Source organism: Helicobacter bilis, from assembly GCF_001999985.1.
GTDB classification, from domain to species: domain Bacteria; phylum Campylobacterota; class Campylobacteria; order Campylobacterales; family Helicobacteraceae; genus Helicobacter_A; species Helicobacter_A rappini.
In genome coordinates this window covers 563,780-585,313 of record NZ_CP019645.1, presented here as the reverse complement: position 1 = coordinate 585,313, position 21,534 = coordinate 563,780, and the positions used below count along the sequence as shown (strand labels likewise).

General features: G+C 32.0%; 22 protein-coding genes and 1 pseudogene. 18 read left to right on the top strand and 5 right to left on the bottom strand.

The annotated features are described in order from the left end of the window. Nucleotides 1-81: 81 nt before the first annotated feature. The 4 genes and pseudogenes from XJ32_RS02710 to XJ32_RS02695 all read right to left on the bottom strand — a co-directional run bounded on the left by XJ32_RS02710 (nucleotide 82) and on the right by XJ32_RS02695 (nucleotide 2,931). Nucleotides 82-897, bottom strand: a complete 816-nt coding sequence (locus tag XJ32_RS02710; protein WP_051355118.1) for a hypothetical protein — start codon at nucleotides 895-897, stop codon at nucleotides 82-84. Nucleotides 898-982: 85 nt separating this feature from the next. Continuing rightward, the gene (locus tag XJ32_RS02705) at nucleotides 983-1,204 is read right to left on the bottom strand and encodes a plasmid mobilization protein (protein ID WP_004084737.1); all 222 of its coding nucleotides are present in this window, start codon (nucleotides 1,202-1,204) and stop codon (nucleotides 983-985) included. Between the two features lie 133 nt (nucleotides 1,205-1,337). Next, a pseudogene (locus XJ32_RS02700) lies at nucleotides 1,338-2,051 on the bottom strand (AAA family ATPase). Between the two features lie 172 nt (nucleotides 2,052-2,223). Continuing rightward, nucleotides 2,224-2,931, bottom strand: a complete 708-nt coding sequence (locus XJ32_RS02695) for a Fic family protein (RefSeq protein WP_077388276.1) — start codon at nucleotides 2,929-2,931, stop codon at nucleotides 2,224-2,226. A gap of 1,489 nt (nucleotides 2,932-4,420) precedes the next feature. Here XJ32_RS02695 and XJ32_RS02680 point away from each other — a divergent pair. From XJ32_RS02680 to XJ32_RS02665, 4 genes are all read left to right on the top strand, one after another. Then, nucleotides 4,421-4,930, top strand: coding sequence for an Hcp family type VI secretion system effector (locus tag XJ32_RS02680; RefSeq protein ID WP_004084744.1), 510 nt, complete (start codon nucleotides 4,421-4,423; stop codon nucleotides 4,928-4,930). 174 nt (nucleotides 4,931-5,104) lie between these two features. Further along, nucleotides 5,105-7,969 carry a type VI secretion system Vgr family protein gene (locus XJ32_RS02675; RefSeq protein WP_077388275.1) on the top strand — a complete coding sequence of 955 codons (2,865 nt, stop codon included), beginning with the start codon at nucleotides 5,105-5,107 and terminating at the stop codon, nucleotides 7,967-7,969. 91 nt (nucleotides 7,970-8,060) lie between these two features. Beyond that, on the top strand, nucleotides 8,061-10,013 hold the full coding sequence (locus XJ32_RS13145) for a M23 family metallopeptidase (RefSeq protein ID WP_077388274.1): 1,953 nt from the start codon (nucleotides 8,061-8,063) through the stop codon (nucleotides 10,011-10,013). Between the two features lie 10 nt (nucleotides 10,014-10,023). After that, a complete protein-coding gene (locus tag XJ32_RS02665) occupies nucleotides 10,024-10,680 on the top strand; it encodes a hypothetical protein (RefSeq protein ID WP_077388273.1) in 657 nt (218 codons plus the stop codon). Here the strand turns inward: XJ32_RS02665 and XJ32_RS11690 are convergent. After that, a complete protein-coding gene (locus XJ32_RS11690; RefSeq protein ID WP_155761435.1) occupies nucleotides 10,674-10,910 on the bottom strand; it encodes a hypothetical protein in 237 nt (78 codons plus the stop codon). The two genes, XJ32_RS02665 and XJ32_RS11690, sit on opposite strands and share 7 nt — an antisense overlap. 286 nt (nucleotides 10,911-11,196) lie before the next feature. Between XJ32_RS11690 and XJ32_RS02660 the strand changes: the two genes are divergently transcribed. The 14 genes from XJ32_RS02660 to XJ32_RS02600 all read left to right on the top strand — a co-directional run bounded on the left by XJ32_RS02660 (nucleotide 11,197) and on the right by XJ32_RS02600 (nucleotide 21,448). Beyond that, nucleotides 11,197-12,015: a hypothetical protein gene (locus XJ32_RS02660; RefSeq protein WP_077388272.1), complete on the top strand. Its 819-nt coding sequence runs from the start codon at nucleotides 11,197-11,199 to the stop codon at nucleotides 12,013-12,015. A gap of 19 nt (nucleotides 12,016-12,034) precedes the next feature. Continuing rightward, complete coding sequence (locus XJ32_RS02655; protein WP_005220052.1) at nucleotides 12,035-12,625, top strand: lysozyme inhibitor LprI family protein; 591 nt, start codon at nucleotides 12,035-12,037, stop codon at nucleotides 12,623-12,625. Further along, nucleotides 12,625-13,068, top strand: coding sequence for a hypothetical protein (locus XJ32_RS12400; protein WP_077388271.1), 444 nt, complete (start codon nucleotides 12,625-12,627; stop codon nucleotides 13,066-13,068). Before XJ32_RS02655 ends, XJ32_RS12400 begins: the two co-directional genes overlap by 1 nt. A 10-nt stretch (nucleotides 13,069-13,078) precedes the next feature. Continuing rightward, a complete protein-coding gene (locus XJ32_RS02645; RefSeq protein ID WP_077388270.1) occupies nucleotides 13,079-13,687 on the top strand; it encodes a hypothetical protein in 609 nt (202 codons plus the stop codon). Next, a complete protein-coding gene (locus XJ32_RS02640; RefSeq protein WP_077388269.1) occupies nucleotides 13,684-14,037 on the top strand; it encodes a hypothetical protein in 354 nt (117 codons plus the stop codon). Before XJ32_RS02645 ends, XJ32_RS02640 begins: the two co-directional genes overlap by 4 nt. Beyond that, nucleotides 14,006-14,629, top strand: coding sequence for a hypothetical protein (locus XJ32_RS12395; protein ID WP_174566007.1), 624 nt, complete (start codon nucleotides 14,006-14,008; stop codon nucleotides 14,627-14,629). The genes XJ32_RS02640 and XJ32_RS12395 overlap by 32 nt, the downstream gene beginning before the upstream one ends. Nucleotides 14,630-14,675: 46 nt before the next feature. Continuing rightward, nucleotides 14,676-14,798, top strand: coding sequence for a hypothetical protein (locus XJ32_RS13140; RefSeq protein ID WP_302475945.1), 123 nt, complete (start codon nucleotides 14,676-14,678; stop codon nucleotides 14,796-14,798). A 20-nt stretch (nucleotides 14,799-14,818) separates the two neighbouring features. Continuing rightward, nucleotides 14,819-16,777 carry a peptidoglycan DD-metalloendopeptidase family protein gene (locus XJ32_RS02630; protein WP_077388268.1) on the top strand — a complete coding sequence of 653 codons (1,959 nt, stop codon included), beginning with the start codon at nucleotides 14,819-14,821 and terminating at the stop codon, nucleotides 16,775-16,777. Between the two features lies 1 nt (nucleotide 16,778). Further along, a complete protein-coding gene (locus XJ32_RS02625) occupies nucleotides 16,779-17,267 on the top strand; it encodes a hypothetical protein (protein WP_077388267.1) in 489 nt (162 codons plus the stop codon). 9 nt (nucleotides 17,268-17,276) lie between these two features. Beyond that, a complete protein-coding gene (locus XJ32_RS02620; protein ID WP_077388266.1) occupies nucleotides 17,277-17,909 on the top strand; it encodes a hypothetical protein in 633 nt (210 codons plus the stop codon). A 140-nt stretch (nucleotides 17,910-18,049) separates the two neighbouring features. Then, nucleotides 18,050-18,682, top strand: coding sequence for a hypothetical protein (locus XJ32_RS02615; RefSeq protein ID WP_020995579.1), 633 nt, complete (start codon nucleotides 18,050-18,052; stop codon nucleotides 18,680-18,682). A gap of 234 nt (nucleotides 18,683-18,916) precedes the next feature. Further along, a complete protein-coding gene (locus tag XJ32_RS12630) occupies nucleotides 18,917-20,389 on the top strand; it encodes a nuclear hormone receptor family protein (RefSeq protein WP_254422438.1) in 1,473 nt (490 codons plus the stop codon). 425 nt (nucleotides 20,390-20,814) lie between these two features. Then, nucleotides 20,815-21,003 (top strand): hypothetical protein, encoded by a 189-nt coding sequence (locus XJ32_RS11680; protein ID WP_155761434.1) that lies wholly within the window; start codon nucleotides 20,815-20,817, stop codon nucleotides 21,001-21,003. Next, nucleotides 20,984-21,448, top strand: coding sequence for a hypothetical protein (locus XJ32_RS02600; RefSeq protein ID WP_077388264.1), 465 nt, complete (start codon nucleotides 20,984-20,986; stop codon nucleotides 21,446-21,448). Before XJ32_RS11680 ends, XJ32_RS02600 begins: the two co-directional genes overlap by 20 nt. Nucleotides 21,449-21,534: the final 86 nt, after the last annotated feature.

Below are 21,534 nucleotides of genomic sequence, written 5' to 3'. Positions count from 1 at the left end.
TTAACAGAGTAATTGCCTCTATATTCTTATTGAATCTTGATTTTGGAGAACCAATGTGTGGATCTCCATTCGCTCTAAAATCTATTCGTAAGGACTCTTGCTCCACGCTTTTGGATAATTCTTGGCGTATTTCTGTATGATCGGTAGGATAAACTTGTAATAATTCATTTCCCTCATCTGTGCTATATCCAAGTCCAAATAACCCTCTTGCTTCAACTTCTGTGCTTCGTTGCTCTCTAGTATTTCTAGTTCGTAATTCCTTTGTTCGCATAAGGCTTTGCGTATTTCTGGATTGTGAATCCCTAAATCTGCCATCATTCCCCTCAATAATACATCCACCGAATGAGTATCTTCATTCCATAATTGTCGTAGAGATCCGCCCTCCAAGTGTTCTCGCACCTCATTGTGAGTATTGCTATGTAATCTTGTTGTGGCAATAGTCTCTCTAATCTCTCCATGTCCTTGTCGTCTGGATAGGTATAATTCTCTTGTGCTGGTATCGGATAGCCCTCTTCCTTTCTCTTCTCTTCCAGCAATCTCTGTTTCATCATGTTTTCCCTCTCTTCCCATTTCTCCTTGTTCATAAGAGAATAAAGATTGTCCTCCATACGCATCCGTGTGTCTATTTGTTCGAGTGTTTTTAACTCGCATGAGTCCATCATTTCCATCATAAACAACACTTTTTCTTTGTTTGTTTGCCACTTTGTCTTTTCCCAATATTCTACTGGAAGTGTGAATATATTCTGCGGTGTTACTTGTTACCTCATTTCCTCGAGTGTTATTTCCTTGTTCATTAACTTCTCCTTGATCTAAAGTTTTAAAATTATGCTTTATGTCTTGCTCGATGAAATCAAATAAACTTCTACCTTGATATAAATCTTTTTTTGGTCTTGCCATCGTCTTTCCTTATGTTTAATGACAAGAACTATAAAATAAAAAGGTAAGAATTTTAATATTTGATACAATGCAATACTTAAATTTATTAGGTATTAAAAATTTTAAATCGCATATATTGCGATACATTCATTTTTAACTTTTGTGCTTCAAGGCGTATTTCATTTAATTCATCTTCTGTAAAATTGATTGTAAAGGGTTTGTTCTTTTTTGCCTTTTTTAAAACGATGTTTGTGCTTGTTTCACCACGAGCACTATTAATAAAACTTTCCTCAGTATTGCCTTGTTCGCTTAGTTTTTTAAATCCCATATAATTCTCCTTATTCATAAATGATAAACAATTGCTCTTTGGAGTCATTCTTTATCATTTTATACAACATTATACTATATTAATATAATACATATATTATAAATATAATCTAAATATATTAAACATTAAATAACTAAGTAATATTAATGTAATTTACATACATATTACATAAAATATTTTTTGCGTTTGTAAGTAATTCTTGATAGAATGCCTCAAAATCTATTAAAGCTTTATCAGAATTATCACAATACTCTTTTATACTCTTGCCCTCAATAACTGCCTTACGATAAGCCTGTCTTTCATAGATAACAGAATCTCAGACTTTTACATCTTCTAAGCACATTTCTTGTTTTGTAACATGAATATAATCTTTAAGATTTCTCAGTTCTTTTGTAAGAAATGGATTAGGTGAAACACGATTAACCAAAATAAGCGAGAGTAGCTTAGGGTTTAAATCCTTTGCTTCAGCATAAAGTTCTAACATATGATCTAGCACATTGACATCATATTGTGATGGAATTGTGGGGATAATGATAATGTCTGATACCAATATTGCCTTTCTCATCTCCTTAGAATCTCTTCCACCTGTATCCACTATAATGCTATCAAAATGGCTACGCATACGCTTAATCTCATCGCCTAGACTTATACCAGTTTTTGAAACACTAGAAAAAAGTGGCTCTAAGTTAGCTTGACCTCTCATATCTGAAAACACTTCAGTTGATTTTTGTGGATCTGCATCCACTAATAAAACATTATCTCCATCTTCTGCAAGTCGTGCAGCAAGATTAACTGCTAGGGTTGTTTTACCGCTCCCGCCTTTTTCATTTACAATCGAAATAATCATGCACTAATCCTATTTATATTATTTACTTAATGTAATAATATTAAATAGTTAATATCAATATAAAAAATAAATATAACACTATAATACACATATATAATATAGTTATAAATAGTCTATATACAATATTATATATGTATAATAAAAGTATATTTTATGTATTATACATGTAGTTTTATTTACTAGAAATTAATGCTAAACTCTGTGCTTGGCATTCTTGCAAAAATAGTGTAAAGGCGGTAATATCATTTTGCATTTGACATTGTTCTAAAAGTTCCAAATATGCTTTTCGTTGCTCGTTTATAATAAGCGGAGGAATAAAATCATTTTGAATGGCTTGATATGTCATAATAAGTCTACCTGTCCTCCCATTACCATCAGAGAATGGATGGACTTTTTCAAAACTTATATGAAAATAGGCAATTTGTTCTAAACTTAAAGCATTACTAGGATATAAAAAAAGCAAATTCTCTAATTCTTGGGCAATAAGGTGAGGCAGTGTTAATTTTACTTGCAAACCTATAATCTTTGCCTGATTTGTCCTAAATGCACCAATAGGTTTAGCAACTAAATGCGGCATAACCTTAAAAGCATTTTCAAAAATAAGATAATGAATATCCTTAATAAATGAAGATTCTAGAATCCTACTCTTATCACTTGCCTCTCTTATAATTACATCATAAGCATTTGCAAACCCTAAAACAACAAGTTGCTCATCAAGAGGCTTATTATTTGCCGTCTTACCACTTTCAAGTAATGTTTTTGTTTCTCCAAAGCTTAGTGTCAGTCCTTCAATAGCATTACTATGATGAGTAATGTTTATACGCAGTGTTTTAAAAAGCCTCTCTCGCTCTAATACAGATAGTTGACTTAATGCAAACATTTCATTCCTTTATATTTTCGGTATTTATCTCATTAATCTCTATTAATCCCAATATCTGCCCATCGCACATTTGTATTGGGTTTTTCTGATCTTTCTTTGAATATGTTAGGTAATGCATTTTGTTGCAAAAGCATTGCAACTTGTGGTTGGTTATAAACCATAGGGAGCTTGGGCAATACTCGCACAAATTTTCTATTGGTGGTAGCATGGATGTTATATCGTGCTCGTTTTGCTTTTTTTCTATTTCTATTTCTATTTCTATTAATATTGGACTCCGATAAGATTCTCTGTCTATATCCCTTGTAATAATTTCTCTTGTCATAATTTTGCTCGGTAATTCACTGCAATCTATTTGCCTATTTTCTTCAGTATCTGTTTGATTGTTATTCTTATTTGTGAATGCTTGAATAGGATGATTCACTTTTTTCGTGTATCTTGAGAGAATTTTAATAAATCAGCACACCCTACAAAACTCATCAAAGATGTTGAAAGCAATGTAAAAAAAGCCCATGTTGTATAAATGGCATACCACTCCTTTTTTTGTATATTAATTTACATACACAAATATTATACACAATATCAAAAAAAATACTTTTGAAATATTTTTTAATTAAATTCTTTGAAATAGTTGTGTTTTTCCACCCAATAAATTTTGTAAAAATTCTTTACTTTGTTGTATTTCTTTGGCTTGGCATTTGATAACCTTTATCCTCTTTCATTTTTGTTCCTAATCTTTTTTACTTTTATTTCAAGTTCTGGTAGAATTTCGCTAAAATGTTTCATAGCAGTTTGTGCTACCTTTTCTCTTTACTATTTGTGTCGATATTTTTCATTATCACCTCTCTTCCCTATTTGTATTCTAAGCTCTGCTGATAAAATATCTTGGATTTTCATTAAATCACTTTTTGATAATTCTCTAAAAATAGTTTTGTTAGTTTCTTGATATAGATTATTAAAAGTAGTATGAGCGTGATAATTTTTAATTACTTTACCGTTAAATTTACTCACATGTTATTCATCTCTATAAATGGAGATATATAATATATTTGCCTTTTTTAGTTTGGGCATTTTTATTTAAGATTCTCAAGAGCCTTTTTTGAGATCTTGCATTGTATGACCTTTTTATATTCATTATAACTTCTTTTACTAAACTTCCATTTGACCTTGCTTTATTCTGTGGGTTTGTAATTTTATGTCAATTATTGCTTTTTTCTCCAAGAGTTCTTTTTGTTTTCTGTCTTCTCTTTTTTGACTTAATCTTTCAATTAATTTTATAATGCTTTATCGTTATAATTATCGGGGATAGGTAAAAGTTTAACAAAAATAGTAAATGCGTAGTAGGTGATGTCTTGGAGATAAATACTTGAAATAGAATAACTATGGAAAATTAAGATTCAATTTAAGTATTATAATTTTATGGTATTTTTCTGCATATTGACCAAACCCTATTATAATATCAAGAATTATAAAACCTTAACAAAGGATGCGTATGGCACAACCAGCTTATATTAGGATAGAAGGTGTTACTCAAGGTCTCATTTCCAGTGGAGCTTCTACTGAAGCAAGTATTGGTAATAGATATCAATCAGGACATGAAGATGAGATAATGGCTCAAGAAATATCTCATATTGTAACAGTTCCAACAGATACTCAAAGTGGACAACCAAGTGGTCAAAGAGTGCATAAACCTTTTGTTTTCACTTGCTCTTTAAATAAAGCGGTGCCGCTTTTATACAATGCTTTAACAAAAGGCGAAAGATTGAACAATGTAGAGGTGCATTGGTTTAGAACATCAATGAGTGGTGGAGCCGAACATTATTTTACAACAAAGCTTGAAGATGCTATTATTACTGATATTAATCTTGTTATGCCTAATGCGCAAGATAAAAACAATAATGATAAGACAGAGCTCTTTCAAGTTTCTTTAAATTATAGAAAAATCATTTGGGAGCATGTTGTTGCTGGAACGAGTGGAAGCGATGATTGGAGAAATGCTTAGAAGTAAGTGACACAAGCCAATATTTCTCTATCAAACCTCTAGGATTAGATGGGATTAGCATTACACTGGATTATTAAAACGAAACTATTTAAAAAATAATTCATCTCGCAAATAAAATTAGAGTTTTTCTTATGCTCTTCAATCATATTACTTCTTAATTACCAAAGGGTTATTATGCAATCTTATCTCTCACTCTCCATCTTTTCAAATCTAAAAAAACATTATTCTAGTCAAGACACAAAAGAATCTAAACCATCTCTCAATCTTACACTTACTCAAGCAACTATTAAAGAAAGTCTAGAAACTCCATTGAGTATAGAATGCAATGGTTTTATAGAATCTATGCAAAAAAACCTTTTATTAGAAGTAAATTCCCATAATTCAAATATCTCTTTGCAGCCAAAAGACTTTCTTAATTGTTTAGCCACTCTCAATATTTCTCATTCCCCTCACAATAAGGATAGTAAGATAATTTATTTTGATCGTTCTTACTCAAATATGCAAACCACAACCTATAAAGGCATTATCACGCATTTGCAATACCTTGGTTCTTTTCAACAAAATACCACAAATACACTTACCTATAGACATAATTTTACCCTTACATTGCAATCACCGCTTCTTCGCTTATCACTCAATACTGCTTATAGAATCTATACTGATATAACACCAATAGAAGTTATCAAACACACCTTAAAATTTTATGAAGGATACTTAGAAAAAACTCTTGATTTTTCTCAAATCATTCAAACATATAATACGAAAGAAATTATTTCTCAATATAATGAATCTGATCTAGATTTTATAACTAGAGTAGCTCATAACCATGGTATTTACTTTTATGAAGATGCAAATACTATTTATTTTTGTGATAGTTTGACAACAAAACCTACAAAAAATATTGCTTACAATCCTCATGCAGTTGCTAATACACTTCAAGAAGAATGTATCCATAACTTTTCTAAAGAAGAAAACTTACATAGCAATTTATTTACTTATTCAAGTCATGATGCAAATGCTCCAATTGATATATTTTCTTCTCAGATTTATACATATCAAGATGAAGAAACAGGGCAACCAGATAATACATTGACTTCTTTTACACATACTTATGATAGCAGCTCTTCTTTTACACAATCTATTGATACAAGAAAGCCACTGCATCTCAAAGCAAAAAGATTACAAATGCTTGATGCAACCCTAAAGGCACAAAGCAATATTTATCATTTAGGTCTAGCAGACTTTCTGCAAATAGATTATGAAAAATATAAATATGCAAATAATGATAACACTCTGCTTAATAAACATAAAGAGTTTATTGTTGTGGCCATAGAACAAACACTCATAGATAATGCACTTTTAACACAATACAGCACAACACAAGGAGATGTCGCTCACACAGCAATAAGTAACTCTCATGACAATGAATCTATAATATCATCATCATCTAAAAATCAAAATGGCTTTATGCGATCTTATAGCAACACTTTAAAGCTTATGCCTTCTCATATGCTTTATGTCCCAGATACTAAAGCTAAACCAAAAGCACCATTGCATACACAAGGTATTGTAATAGGAGAAGGTTATCTAAGAGCACCAACACAAGAGAGGGCAAATCAAACGATTTTGCAAGAACACAACACAATCTATACAGATGAATATGGTCGAGTAAAAGTGAGAATGAATATCTATGCAAATCAAGAAAAAAGAGATAATGCCCTCTTAGAAAGAATCCAAAAAGATAACGCACAAGATAGTGATTCACAAAGTAATATGCACACTAATATACAAAATAATGATTTACAGAATAATCAAATTACTAGCAATAGTAGCAATATTGTAAGTAGCAATAACAATAGCATAAATCAAACAAACACTAATCAAGAAAACATAATCACAATAACCAACCAAACACAACACAATAAAGATACCACCAACACAAATACTATACAAACACATTCTAGCCCTAACAAAAGATACTCTTACACTCCATTCCTTAGAGTAGCTTCTCCTATTGCAAGCAACTCTTCTGGCTTCTATCATACTCCAAGAATTGGAGATGAAGTTATAATCTCTTTCTTAGATAATGATATAGATAAGCCATTTATATCTGGAAGTTTATATAATACAACTAATCCTAGCCTAATACATAATCCCCTAGATTCCCATAAGACTTCTTTATCAAGTAGAACAATAAACTTAACAAATATAAGAAACTCATCAGATTCACTAAACCAAGCAGATTCATCACAAACAGAGCATTCAAACACAGCAAATATCATTGAACAAGGTTATAATGAACTTACCCTATCAAATATAAAAGATAATGAAGAAATCTATATAAGAGCACAAAAAGACTATAGAGAATCTATAAACAATAATTTCTCTCAAACCATACACAACAATAAAGATTCTAAAGTCAAGGGAAGTTACACAGAATCTATTACTAAATATCATAAACAAGAAATACTCGGCTTAAAAGATGTAAGAGTTGGAGCAGAATATCTTACCAATGTAGCACTCTCTAAAGATACCATAGTAGGATTAAGTAATACTCTAAATGTAGGAGCAAGTAATACACTAAGAGTAGCTAATGATAGTAGTGAATATGTAGGAGGGGATAAGAGGGTAGAGGTTGGGGGGAAATTTCAAACACATATTGAACGCTATAAAATTGAAACAATTGATGACAATGCAACACAAATTGTGCAAGGTTACAATAATATACAAACTAACAAAGATTTGCAAATCGATACACAAGGTGAGACCTTGATTAAATCTCAAAATAATATTCATGTGCATACCTCACAATCTGTATCTATAAATGCTGAAGTTAATAGCACCTTATTGAGTGATGCTATTCATACTATAGCTAAGAGTGATATATATAATCAGGCACAAAACCAAATCCTACACCAAGTAGGAGAATCTACTATCACAACCAAAGGAGACTCTGTTATAATCAAAGCAGGTGGAGTTGAAGTCATAATAGATTCCAATGGGCTTGTGGTTAAAGGTGGGGAGATTAAGAGTGAGTGAAAAATAAAGACAACAAAAGCAATACAATCTTTGGATAATTTCATATAAATTTCATATAATATAAAGAACAACTAATGAAGTGAGACAATAGATGGTAAAAACACAGCAATTAAAAGTCAAAGTATATCTTGAAGATGCTTTCACTCCTGTAAATGGCGTAAAAATAACACTTATTCCGCTGCATGTTAAAGACTCCACAACACCCAAGAATGAACAGCAAGAACAAATTTCTAAAAACGGAGAAGCAATCTTTACTCTTCCTAATAATGCTAACAAATTTAGATTTGAAGTTTTTGATGAAAGATTTTATAAAGAAGCGAAAAGTAATATGGAGAGAACTACAAATAGCTACAATGATACAAATAATACAATCTCTCTTAATCTCTTATCTAAGCCTAGCCTATATTTCAATGGGAAAGAACTCTATATAAATAATGGCAATAAAGTGATAGATTATTTTAGGGCTTATAGTGGAAATGCTTTAAGCATAAAAGAAAAAGAAAGCTTAAAAGAGCAATATGGATATGAAAACTTTGTAAGTTATAAAGAAAAAGAGAATGCTATTTCTTATTTTTGTTTGGATAAAGGATGGCAAAAAGAAAAAGATAAAGGAGCAATACCAGAAGGAATCTACTACATAGATATAAACAAAAGCACAGACAATACACAAAGTGGCATAAGAACATACAATAATACTTGGTATTCTCTCTCAAGAACTAAAGAAGGTGAAAAGCAATGGGGTAAATATAATATCCCTATCTATACTGATAAAGATTGCACAAATACACTAGAATCCACCACACAAAGAGATAGCTTCTATCTACATGGGGGAGATAAATATGGCAATGCTGGTGGGATTGATTTGGCTAAAGAAATCGATAGCTTTGTAGCTTCCTTGCAGAGATTTAGCAATCAAGCCAAAGATGATAAACTTTCAATAAAGCTTTTAGTAGAATATGCCCATATTCTCTCTAGCACAGATTTGCAATCTGTCGATTTACACAGGGAGATTCAGATTCAAATAGCAAATAATACTCCCACAATAAAAAAACACAGAGTAGCACTCACTGCTAATTACACTAAGCCAGATTCTATGAGTGAAGAAAGCTTTAAAGCACAAAAACAACAAACCTATTGGGGATATAAAGAAATAGCACAAACAGAGGAGTATAACCTTGAGGAAGTAAGGATTAAGGATATAACACTCTTTCAAAAAAGACAAAAAGATTATAAAGGAAAAAATATAGAGATTAATTTAAAAGACTATGATTGGCAGCACTGCAATAAACAAATCATAGTCTTTGCTTTTTTAGATACAGATAGAAATATCAATGCAAAGGGAGAAGAAGTGCTAAAGAAGCCTAAATGGAGAATCATTACTTGGCATAATCCTATTGTAAATCCTAGAGTAACATTGTTTAGTTTTAGTGGGAACAGTGATAGAATAGAAACTGCTATGTTTGGATATTTTACTAAAAGGGGTTCAAAAAAACATCAAGGCATAGATTTATTTGCAAAGATTGGCACAAAGCTTTATGCCCCACTAGATTGTGAGGTGGTAAGCATAGGAAATTCTTCTAGTTATGGATACACCATTACCCTAAAAGTTACAGAATCTAGCTTAGAGATTCTAAAAATACGACGAGCATTCATAAACTACCAATTGCAATATGTTACATATAATAACAATGGGAGTGTTAATGAAAAGAATAGCGAAATAGAACAAGAGAAATTCAATAAAGAGGCAAAATCTTATTATCTCTTCTATGCACATTTATCAGAAGTTCATGTGAAAAAAGGAGATAAGGTGGTCGCAGGACAGATTCTAGGCTTAAGTGGGACATCAGGCAATGCAAAAGGCACAAAAGCACCGCATTTACACTTTGAAATAAGGGATACAGATAATGTAGAAAAAGGGCTTACAAATAGAATTAATCCAGCATACTATATAGAATGTAAAAAGCTTTACAGCGAATTTAGCGAAGACGAAAAGCAAGAGCAACTAGGAGTTTGCAAAACAACTTGCAAACTACCTAAAGAATAAAGGAGAGAGAATGCCATATATTGCACGAGGATTAGATACTTATGAGGAAGAACATCAAGAACTCCCTAAGGACATAACATTAAGAAAACAAATCATTAAAGATTGGTATATTACACGCCTCATTGCATCTATAGACAAATGTGTAGCAGACAAAAGTAGAATACTTAGTGATACAACGACAAAAATATATAGGGAGAGAGAATATGATACAGGTTTCATTGTTCTTGATAATTTACCCTTAGAAGAACCTTTTAAAGAATATGGTTGGCTAAGTGATACCAGACTCACAGAATACACTTATTATAATTCAACCATTCCCTATATTTATCATCTCAAGCATCTAGAATACATTAATGGTTATAAAGAAGAAAACACTTTATCCTTTCTAGAACTCATTTATCCCACAAAAATGCCTACAAAAGATTATTTTCCCTTTGTAGAGTTTGATATTGCCACAAAGATACCCCTACTACTCACAGAAGAAGAAAAACAAAGATATAAAGAAAATTTAGATGAGTTTTCAAGCCTAACGATAGACGAAGATCTTTGGCATTATTGTATTCTTTGGATAGATAAGAATAGAATGTTTGTGAGTTTAGAATACACAGTTTATTATTTCAAACAAATAGGCAAAAATGTGCATTTATTTGATTTGGGATTTCAGTAAAAGTAACCTACAAGTTCTCTAGCCTCCCATCTTCTGTCTTTAGATACTAATGATACTGCCCTTCTTATCAGCACACTTATATTAAAAAGCTTGGATACTTCTATCACAACCAAAGGAGACTCTGTTATAATAAAAGCTGGTGGCATAGAAGTAGTTATAGATTCTAATGGACTTGTAGTTAAAGGTGGAGAGGTTAAGAGTGAGTAGGACAATACAGAAATATCAAGCAAGAAAATACATTATGAAAGGCTTTAGAAGCAAATCACAAAAGATTTCAACAAAACCAAGCAAATTTTACAAAAAGACAATGCCAATATTACAAAGCGATATTTATAGTATAAGATTAACTAGGAATTAATGGGGAGAACAAATGTCAAATAGAGAAAACACCCAAGAGTATAGTAAAGATATGCTAAGAATACAGATTGTAGATTCCAATGGCATAGCTATAATAAACAAATCATAGTCTTTGCTTTTAGCCCTAAGGATATACTACAAAATGAGAGTGGGGAAGAAGTGTTAAAGAAGCCTAAATATAAAATCATTACAAGAGGTTTTCGATACGATATGCTAAAAAGAGTGTTTAATGGTATTAATTATGCGATATTAGAAACCACGCCCACCACACAAGCACAAAGAAATCAACACAATGAAGTAAATACTAAAGTGCAAAAACTAAAAGATATGGTAAATGAGTTTAATAGACTCCATACTAATAATGAACCTATGTTTGTGCATTATAAGCTTGATACTAGGGCAAGGATAGAGCATTTCTTTGCACAAAGTTGGGTAGAGACTTGGGCTGGGCAGTTAAGACTTGCTGAAAGTATTTCTAAAGAAAATGCCAACAAAAATTACAATCGATATGGCAATAGACCCAACACAGATGATGGCTATAACTTTAGAGGGAGAGGATTATTGCATTTAACCTTTAAAGATAATTATCATGCTTGCACAAGATATTTGCACAATCAAGGTTGGCTAAGTAGTGATATAGATTTTGAGGCACAGCCACAGCTAGTTACAGATTCTGGAGTGTATGCTTTGCTTAGTGCGGTGTATTATTGGAATACAAAAACTTATCCTAATGGAGTCAATGTTAGTATTCCAGCTTGGAGAAATTTTCATCTCTATGAAATAGCAGATGATGAAGCTAATGGTAATACTATAATCCCAACAATAGATGAGGACACACAGCAAGAAATTGACCTGACACAAGCCCAAAGAACAATCAGTGTGCTTGTAAATGGTGGAAGAAAAGGTTTAACAAGTAGAAGAGATTCACACAATAGGATTAGAAATAATCAAATATTTGTAGAGTTTGACAATCAATAATCACTTAAGGAGGCAATAAATGCTTAGAATCTTGCTTATTACATTACTATCCAGTTTATCTTTTGGGGCAGATTCTCTTGGTATCTTTGAATATTATTCTAAGAATGAAGCCAAAATGGGAGAATTAGAGCCTAGCTTTAATTGTGCTAAGGCTATAGATGGTGTAGAGGAATATATCTGTTTTTCTGCAAATGCTGGTATGGCTGCTACTCCTGCATTGATATTGATTGATAATCTTTTTACATCATACTACAAAATGATTATGCAGTATACCGCTACACTACACAAAGATAATATAAGATCCATAACAAAAAAGGCGATGAAACAAAGGGATAAAGATTTTAATGCTATTGTATGTGATACTCAAATGAGTAGTGCCTACTGCCAAATCTTAAAAAATGATAGCGTATTTCGATCGTATAGTTTGGGTATTATGGAATTATCAAAAGTCTTAGCGGAAACTAATCCAACTTTGTTGCATAGCATATTTTTAAATCATACGGAGCAGATTCTACAAAATGGCATTAGTGAGCAAATACTAGATTCTCTGTATCAAGACAACCTAATTAATGAAATAGGTAAGTTGATTGTCAAGGTGGATTCTAAGTAATGAGACAAGGCGATGGCTATAACTTTAGAGGTAGAGGATTATTGCATTTAACCTTTAAAGATAATTATCATGCTTGCACAAGATATTTGCACAATCAAGGTTGGCTAAGTAGTGATATAGATTTTGAGGCACAGCCACAGCTAGTTACAGATTCTGGAGTGTATGCTTTGCTTAGTGCGGTGTATTATTGGAATGATAGAAAATGCTATCCCAATGCCAAAAAACATCAAGAAGTTTTAATATTTAAAGGAAAGCATCTCTATGAGATCATAGATGATGAAGCTAATGGTAATATAATAATCACAAAAGAAAATGTAAATACTACAAAAAGTGTTTTAGCAATTAGTCTTACCATAAATGGTGGCACAAATGGGCTAAGTGATAGAACTAAGCAACATACAAGAATTAAATCTCAAAATATCTTTAAGGATTTTGAAACATAAGGAGCAAATAATGAAAAAATGGATATTTATGTGCTTGATAGTGCTTATAGTGTATGCTCATGATACAAACAAGAAAGAAGGCATATATGATTATTTCTATAACAATGAGGAAAGAATGCTAGAGAGTTTAGAGCCTAGTATTGATGATGATTTTGAGTGTAGCGATGAAGTCGCAGCAGTGATAAGTTGCGCTGCAGGTTGTGGAATGGCAAGAAGTCCCACAATAATCTTTTTAGATAATTTTTTTACTAGCTACTACCACCTCATAATGCAACACATATCTGAATATAAAAAGCAAGAGATTAAAAACATAGCAAGAGAAGCGATGAAAAAACGGGAATATATAGGTGAATGTAATAAGAAATTTACAAGCGGTGCTGGAATCCAAATGTGTTCACACGATTATATTGGAGTAGCATATGAATATGGGATACAAGAATTAAGCAAGTATCTCGCTTTCAATAACCCAAAGCTTTTAGATTCTATATTTTTACAATATGCAAAGGAAGTTGAAAATATCAGTGTTAAAGATGATATGGCTAGGCTACTTGATAAACTTTATATTGACAACTTAATTGATGAAACAGGCAAATTAATCGTCAAGGTAGATTCTAAATGATAGGACAAGATGATGGCTATAACTTTAGAGGTAGAGGAATGATTCATCTTACAGGGAGAAACAACTATCGAAATTTCACAATAAGAGCTAGAGAATGGGAGTGGATAGACAATGCAATAGACTTTGAAGTAAATCCAAACCTACTCTTTGAAAATGGTGGTTATGCTATAATGAGTGCGGCGTATTTTTGGAGGCAGAATAACTGCTTTGTAAATGCTAATGCTGATACGAGAGCTAGTGTAGATTCTGTAACAAGAATCATCAATCGATATACCGATAGCTATCAAGCAAGGTGGAATCAATATGAAAGGATACGAGATGATAGGATATTTGATGAGGATTGGTTGTAGTAATTGTATATTTTTTTTGATATTTGCATCTCTAGTCTTTGCTAATAGTTTTGAGGATATTGCGAAGCAAAAGTATATTCTAAACCTACCCTATAATAAAGAAAATATCATCACAAAATCTTATAATATACATACGGACAAGAAAGATTTTATTTTAATAACTTTATTTAATTGGGACAATGATGAGCTAGGGAGAGCTGTTAAGAAATATAGTTGTATAAGCATTTTTGATAGTGATGTAATCATGCAAGGTTTTTGCTTTAGTGACAATATAGGTATCGTTGCTAACAAAAATGATTTCTTTACTCTCACTTCTTTATGGCAAGACAGAATAGGTAATATCACCAATACTTATCTTACTTTTAAGCTTATTGAGAATAGATTCTATCTACATCAATATAGTAGGGAACTAGGGCATATTGATGAATATATTGATAAGGAAATTATAGATACAACCCACATCTACTACCGCCAACCACGAGATGACCCAAAGAAAGAGAATCTTATCCCTTTAGATTCTATAAATGATGAGTTATTGCAAAGATTAGAGAGTGGTAATGCTGTAATATTACAAAATAGAGAAACGCAATGACAAGACTGCAGTGAAAAGAACCAATGACAATGGGAGAGGTAAGCAGATGAGTATAGTAGCAAAGAAAGTGATGTCATACAAAGACATTAGAATGAGTGCAAATATACAAGCGAGTAACCCAAAAACCTCACAATCCATAAAAATAGCTAAAATAACAAGAACAATATAAGTTAAATTAGGAAAAGCAATATGACAGGACAAACTATATTAACTATCAAGGTCTTTCTTGAGGATAGCTTTACGCCATTAAACAATGTCCGCATACGACTTACTCCTCTTGATACAAAAGATTCTAAAAAGCCAAAAGATGAAACGCAAGAGAGCATAAGCCAAAATGGAGTATTGCGGTTTAATCTGCCTAGTAATGCCAACACATTTGAGCTCAAAATCCTTGATACAAGATTCTTAGAAAAAGCAAAAGGCGATAACATAAAAACAACAAATAACTACTCCAACACCCCCAATCCAACCATTACTCTTAATCTTATTGGTAAACCTTCTTTGTGTTTTAATGGCTATGAGCTCCAAATCCATCAAAATAATAAAATCATACAATCTTTTAAAGCCTATAGCGGCAATGCCCTAAGTGAGCAAGAAAAGGTAGATTTACAAAACAATAAGAGCTACAAGAAGTTTGTTGCTCATGAATATACAGATTCTGCACAAAACATTATTCAATATTTTTGCCTAGATAAAGACTATCAAAAGCAAAAAGATAAAGGAGCAATACCAGAGGGGATATATTATATAAACATTAGTCGAAGCACAGATGATAAACAAAGTGGCATAAGAACATACAATAATACTTGGTATTCTCTCTCAAGAACTAAAGAAGGCAAGAAGCAATGGGGGAAGTATAATATCCCTATCTATACAGATAAAGACTGCACTAACACTACAGAATCTAGCACAAAAAGACAAGGCTTTTATATACATGGAGGAGAAAGCTATGGCAATGCTGGTGGGATTGATTTAGCTAAAGAAATAAATGGCTTTATAGCTTCCATACAGAGGTTTAGCAATCAAGCCTTAATGAGTAATGCTATAGAATCTAATAATACAATTCCAATAACACTTCTAGTAGAATATACCCATATTCTCTCTAACACAGATTTACAATCTCTCTATTTACACAGAGAGATTCAAAAAGCAGATAGTAATACCCATACAACAGAAAAACACAGAGTAGTCCTCACTGCCAATTATATAAAGCCAGATTCTATGAGTGTAGAAAGCTTTAATGCACAAAAGCAACAAACCTATTGGGCATATAAAGAACTCTCACAAACAGAGGAGTATAATACCGATAGTATCTTACTAAGTGAACTACAATTCTTTAAAAGAAATAATCAAAAACACAGAGGTGAACAAATAGAAATTAATCTCATAGAACACCAATGGCATAGCTATAATAAACAAATCATGGTCTTTGCTTTTAGTCCTAAGGATATACTACAAAATGAGAGTGGGGAAGAAGTGTTAAAGAAGCCTAAATGGAGGATTGTTACTTGGCATAATCCGATTGTAAATCCACAAATAACGATATATACACAAAGCCAAATAAATAATCCACAAAATGCTACATTTATGCATATACGATTTTACAGATATAATACCTCTACACAACAAAGAGAACCTAGACCACATCAAGGCATAGATTTGTTTGCAAATATCGGAACACCTGTGTATGCATGTTTGGATGGAAAGGTAATAAAAAAACGTTTTGCTACAGGCTATGGTAATGGTATACTAATAGCAATAACAGGATTAGATTTAGAAATTATGAAACATAAGCTAAGAAACTCTACTTATTCTCCATATTATATTAAAGGTAACTTAAGAGAAAGTGATAGTAATGAAAATAGTGAAGTATTTTATTTGTATTATGCTCATCTAAGCACAACAAGTATGTTAGAAGATGGGGAAGAAGTAGTTGCTGGACAAATTATAGGATATAGTGGGGTAAGTGGCGTTGGCTCTACTTATGGACCACATTTACACTTTGAAATATCATCTAGTCAAAATAATGGAATTCCCCGTTACAGAATCAATCCTGCCTATTTTTTCCATTACAAAAATCACAATGAATTAACGAATGAAGAAAAAAATGTTCAATATAATGCTTCACGAATACTGCATAGGGAGTAAAATGAGACATTTGATATTTTTTTTATGCTTTATTTTTTGTATTTACGCACAAGATTCTCACGCATTGCAATGGCAAAGTATGGATTGCAAAGAAAGCGATAATCTGCTCATAAGGTTGTATGGCTTTATCCCTGCATGTATGGATAAAGATTGCAAAATAAGTTTGTGTCAAGGCGGACTACAAAATGCACGAAAAGTATTTATCAATTCAAGTGATATATCAGATGCTTATAAACAATGGTATCAGCAAGATGGGGTTATGTCTCAGATGTTGGGCAATATGCCTTTAGTAAACACGACTATTGCACTTTATAAAGATATTATAACACCATATATACGCTATACTTGGAAAGATTATAAAACACTTATTATAGAAGAAGAATACGAATGCGGTGAAGTTGATAACACATACCCTATTGGACGATATATAATCTTTCAACAAATAAGAGATAAGGTATTGATTATAGAAATTTATAATCAAGTGTGTTGAGGACATTCATTGCGTGATCATTTTTTGGCATTCCATGCAAACTTTATCATAAGAGGTTTTCGATACGATATGCTAAAAAGAGTGTTTAATGGTATTAATTATGCGATATTAGAAACCACGCCCACCACACAAGCACAAAGAAATCATTACAATGAAGTAAATGCTAAAGTGCAAAAATTAAAAGATATGGTAAATGAGCTTAATAGACTCCATACTAATAATGAACCTATGTATATGCGCTACAATCTTGATACTAGAGCAAGACTAGAGCATTTCTTTGCACAAAGTTGGGTAGAGACTTGGGCTGGGCAGTTAAGACTTGCTGAAAGTATTTCTAAAGAAAATGCCAACAAAAATTACAATCGATATGGCAATAGACCCAACACAGATGATGGCTATAACTTTAGAGGGAGAGGATTGTTGCATTTAACCTTTAAAGATAATTATCATGCTTGCACAAGATATTTGCACAATCAAGGTTGGCTAAGTAGTGATATAGATTTTGAGGCACAGCCACAGCTAGTTACAGATTCTGGAGTGTATGCTTTGCTTAGTGCGGTGTGGGTTTGGAATACATACAGAATCAATGAGCAAAATCTTTATAATATCGCGAAACCAAGATATTATTCATGCACAATATAGTTTTACCAAAAATCGAAATGGCACAGGTGGAACTATTACATTAAATAATGTGAGTCAAAACCTAAGGTTAATTACTGAAAGAATTAATGGTTGGTATAATAATTTGGCAGAAAGACAACAAACATACACAAGGATAAAAAATGCTGAAATATTTAAAGATTTTGAATAAATTTTATATTGTATTTATTTTGGTCTCAAGCCTCAATGCCTTAAGCCTTGAAGAAATGTTGCAACAAGATAACATTAAGCCTAGCTTTGATTGTGATTTGCCAAAACTTTCAGAATCTGAAATGGATATATGTGGTGGTGTGGGCATGATACCTGCTTCTTATTTTGCCATTATTGATAATTTCTATTCAAGTTATTATAAAGCAGTAATCAAACATATAGATTTAAAAGATAAAACAATCATTAAAAATATTTCTTTAACAATGCTTAAAGAGCGAGGTAAGGTATGCCCAAATACAAAGTTTGACGATAATGTAAGCTCTGGATTAAATTCTGCATTAGCCGCACAATGTTATTGCTATCCATACAACAAAGCCCTGCGAGAAATCACAGAGTTTATTTATAATAATCCTAAATATAAAAATATTTTTGAACAAATCTTTTATCCGAATCCAAAAGGTTATTACCAACTCATAATGAATAAGAAACCACTAAATCCAGACTCTCCATTTGATGATGATGCCGAAGTGATATTTGATGTAATTGACAAAGCCGCTAAGGATAATCTCTTAGAATCTAATGGGGCGTTAAAAAAGCATGAGTGAAACCTATTTTTTGTTAAGACTAATACTGATACTAGGGCTAGTGTAGATTCTGTAACAAGAATCATCAATCGATATACCGATAGCTATCAAGCAAGAAAATACATTATGAAAGGCTTTAGAAGCAAATCACAAAAGATTGCAACAAAACCAAGCAAATTTTACAAAAAGACAATGCCAATATTACAAAGCGATATTTATAGTATAAGATTAACTAGGAATTAATGGGGAGAACAAATGTCAAATAGAGAAAACACCCAAGAGTATAGTAAAGATATGCTAAGAATACAGATTGTAGATTCCAATGGGAAGCCTATTCCTAATGCGGAAGTTGTTTTATTAGCTATGGGGCAAAAAGTAGGGCAAAAGATTGCTTTGCCTAATAAAACAAATTTTCAAGGAGAAACTCTTTTTAATATCCAAGAACACATTAAAAATATCAATAGATTTGAAATTACAATCAATCACCCAGATTATTATTCATACCCTATAAACCGCAATAGGAAAATATGTAGAAGTTATGAGTATGGGCATTTGTGTGTAGAAAGTTTTGCTAAGATACCTACATTTTATTTTAATGGTAAAATGCTCAATGTGTCTCACTATTCAAACCCCACTAAAACATACGCTTTAAAAACCCTATTAAATCAAGATTCTAATAATCAAACACAAAAAGAATATTATATACAATTACAAGAAAACTCAACCTCTCTTAAAATCTATACAGATGAAAATCTCACCAAAGAAAGTGAGTATGCTTTATCCTTAGAGACTGCCACACAAACAAAATCCAATCAAATACAGCACACACAACAGATAAGACAAACACAAGACTTACAACCAGAATCTACACTATCACAATCTAATACTACTATGACATTAAACTTTGATTCTAAAGAAAGCCTAGAGCAATTCACAAAAGATATACAAGAGATTATCATTAAAGACAAAAAGAAAGGGTATACTAAATTGGTACATAGGTTTGTGGTGAGGGAAGAGAAAATACAAATATTCAACAAAGAGGGAATCTATCTCTTTAGTATAGAGAGAAAAGATAGAACAGAGACTAGGCTTAGTGTCAGTGGGTTATATAAACTACAAGGGATCCAATGGTTTGAAAGCAGCGCAGAGAAATATCATAAGCTTTTAGATGTCAATCCAGACTTAAAAGATAAAGAAAAATGTCAAAAACTTGGTGTATTGTATTTTACTTGGAGGGATATTGTGGAGTTTGCGGAAGTGGATAGATTTAGCTCATCTTTTCGTAGTGGTGGCAGTGGTGATTGGAAGCAACTTCCAAAAGGTGCTAGAGGTTTTATTCTTGTCTCAATGGAAGGGATTCCATATTGGGCTGATGCAGTGGGACAGATACCTTATGCCATTGGAGTGTATCGCAATTCTTTAGAAGCACCATTTGCTGAACAAAAAGATGCTGAAGAAGCAGTTATAGTCAATAAATATGCCTTTTATGATGGCAATTTGCCAAAAGGTACTTTAAGAAAACTAGGTATTTTATCAATCCCAAAAGATGAACTTGCTGATAATTATGATAATAAAATGGTAGATAGGGGATTAAAGTTTGCTATACAAAAATATATAAAGAAAAAAACGAAGTCGCTACCTACACACGATGAATATGAGATTATAGACTTACAACCAAACCCATGTCTTTTGGCTTTAGATTCTAACAATAAGGTAATTTATGAATAAAAAGTCTATCGCATTATTTTTAACTTTTTTGTTTTCAATACTTATCAATTTTATTGTGGGCTTATTAGTTGCAAATTATGGTATTGTTTTTATTAACTTTATAGCCTTTAGGCTATTTAATGAAATAGATTTGTATGTATATCGTAATACAGGGGCTATTTTTGGGCTTTATATGTCGCATCTAATCAACATAGCATTTTGGTCGCTTTTTATGTATAGCATTTTTTGCTACTATTTATACATAAAATATCAAGACACAAAATTCTTTCTTATCATTTTTGTGATTTTTGTAGCGTATTGTGTTATTTTTTGCTTGGTATTTTCTAGCTATAGATTAGTAAGTTTATTGTTGCATTTTACCACCTTTTGGCTTATGTATATAGAAATTATTCTTTTGTATCGTATAAAAAGTAAGGCTAGGGTGAATGATTGCGAGCAACAATGCAATGATTCTAAGAGGTGTAAATTGGGCTGAAAAAAGATATTATAAGCCAACGGTCAGTGATTGTTTTGATGAGATTTCTATCAAAAATTGCGGTTATAAAACCTTGAGGGTTACTGATTATCCAATATCAAATTTATCAAAGGATTCTGGTGGAAAAGATATATTGTAGGAAAATCTATTATCCAACGATTACTAGCCTATGTTTTGCGGTTACTCTAATGTTTGCTAGAATCTTGTTTGATATAAGTTATTCACTTATTTATGATATTTTGGCGGTGTGCTGCGGGTTTGTAGTGGCAGTTATTTTTAGTAGTTTGACAAAGCTTAAAGCCTTGTGTGTTGCAATGTTGCTTTTTATATTGTATTTTTGTTTGTTTAATGTCCCTATGAATGCGATAATCATCACATTATGTGGCTTTGGCATTCAAGTTTTAAGTTTGCATTTATCTAATACATTAAAATTACTCATCATTATCTTAGGCTTTCTTACATTAGCGTTTGTGGCATATAAAAGTGGGGCTATGAGACTTACATTTTTCTTGCAATTTGTGCTTTTGTGGCATGTATTGTGGTTTATTTTAGGGTTGGTTGCCATTAATATTCTAAGGAGATAATAAGATGGTAGATAGAGGATTAAATTTTGCTATACGCAAATATGAAGTAAGAGACAAAAGATTTGATTAATGCAGGATTACTCTTT

Coding starts and splice junctions, on each gene's coding strand:
- XJ32_RS02710 (WP_051355118.1), bottom strand. CDS start 897: ATGGCAAGACCAAAAAAAGATTTATATCAAGGTAGAAGTTTATTTGAT.
- XJ32_RS02705 (WP_004084737.1), bottom strand. CDS start 1,204: ATGGGATTTAAAAAACTAAGCGAACAAGGCAATACTGAGGAAAGTTTT.
- XJ32_RS02695 (WP_077388276.1), bottom strand. CDS start 2,931: ATGTTTGCATTAAGTCAACTATCTGTATTAGAGCGAGAGAGGCTTTTT.
- XJ32_RS02680 (WP_004084744.1), top strand. CDS start 4,421: ATGGCACAACCAGCTTATATTAGGATAGAAGGTGTTACTCAAGGTCTC.
- XJ32_RS02675 (WP_077388275.1), top strand. CDS start 5,105: ATGCAATCTTATCTCTCACTCTCCATCTTTTCAAATCTAAAAAAACAT.
- XJ32_RS13145 (WP_077388274.1), top strand. CDS start 8,061: ATGGTAAAAACACAGCAATTAAAAGTCAAAGTATATCTTGAAGATGCT.
- XJ32_RS02665 (WP_077388273.1), top strand. CDS start 10,024: ATGCCATATATTGCACGAGGATTAGATACTTATGAGGAAGAACATCAA.
- XJ32_RS02655 (WP_005220052.1), top strand. CDS start 12,035: ATGCTTAGAATCTTGCTTATTACATTACTATCCAGTTTATCTTTTGGG.
- XJ32_RS12400 (WP_077388271.1), top strand. CDS start 12,625: ATGAGACAAGGCGATGGCTATAACTTTAGAGGTAGAGGATTATTGCAT.
- XJ32_RS02645 (WP_077388270.1), top strand. CDS start 13,079: ATGAAAAAATGGATATTTATGTGCTTGATAGTGCTTATAGTGTATGCT.
- XJ32_RS02640 (WP_077388269.1), top strand. CDS start 13,684: ATGATAGGACAAGATGATGGCTATAACTTTAGAGGTAGAGGAATGATT.
- XJ32_RS12395 (WP_174566007.1), top strand. CDS start 14,006: ATGATAGGATATTTGATGAGGATTGGTTGTAGTAATTGTATATTTTTT.
- XJ32_RS13140 (WP_302475945.1), top strand. CDS start 14,676: ATGAGTATAGTAGCAAAGAAAGTGATGTCATACAAAGACATTAGAATG.
- XJ32_RS02630 (WP_077388268.1), top strand. CDS start 14,819: ATGACAGGACAAACTATATTAACTATCAAGGTCTTTCTTGAGGATAGC.
- XJ32_RS02625 (WP_077388267.1), top strand. CDS start 16,779: ATGAGACATTTGATATTTTTTTTATGCTTTATTTTTTGTATTTACGCA.
- XJ32_RS02615 (WP_020995579.1), top strand. CDS start 18,050: ATGCTGAAATATTTAAAGATTTTGAATAAATTTTATATTGTATTTATT.
- XJ32_RS12630 (WP_254422438.1), top strand. CDS start 18,917: ATGTCAAATAGAGAAAACACCCAAGAGTATAGTAAAGATATGCTAAGA.
- XJ32_RS11680 (WP_155761434.1), top strand. CDS start 20,815: ATGATTGCGAGCAACAATGCAATGATTCTAAGAGGTGTAAATTGGGCT.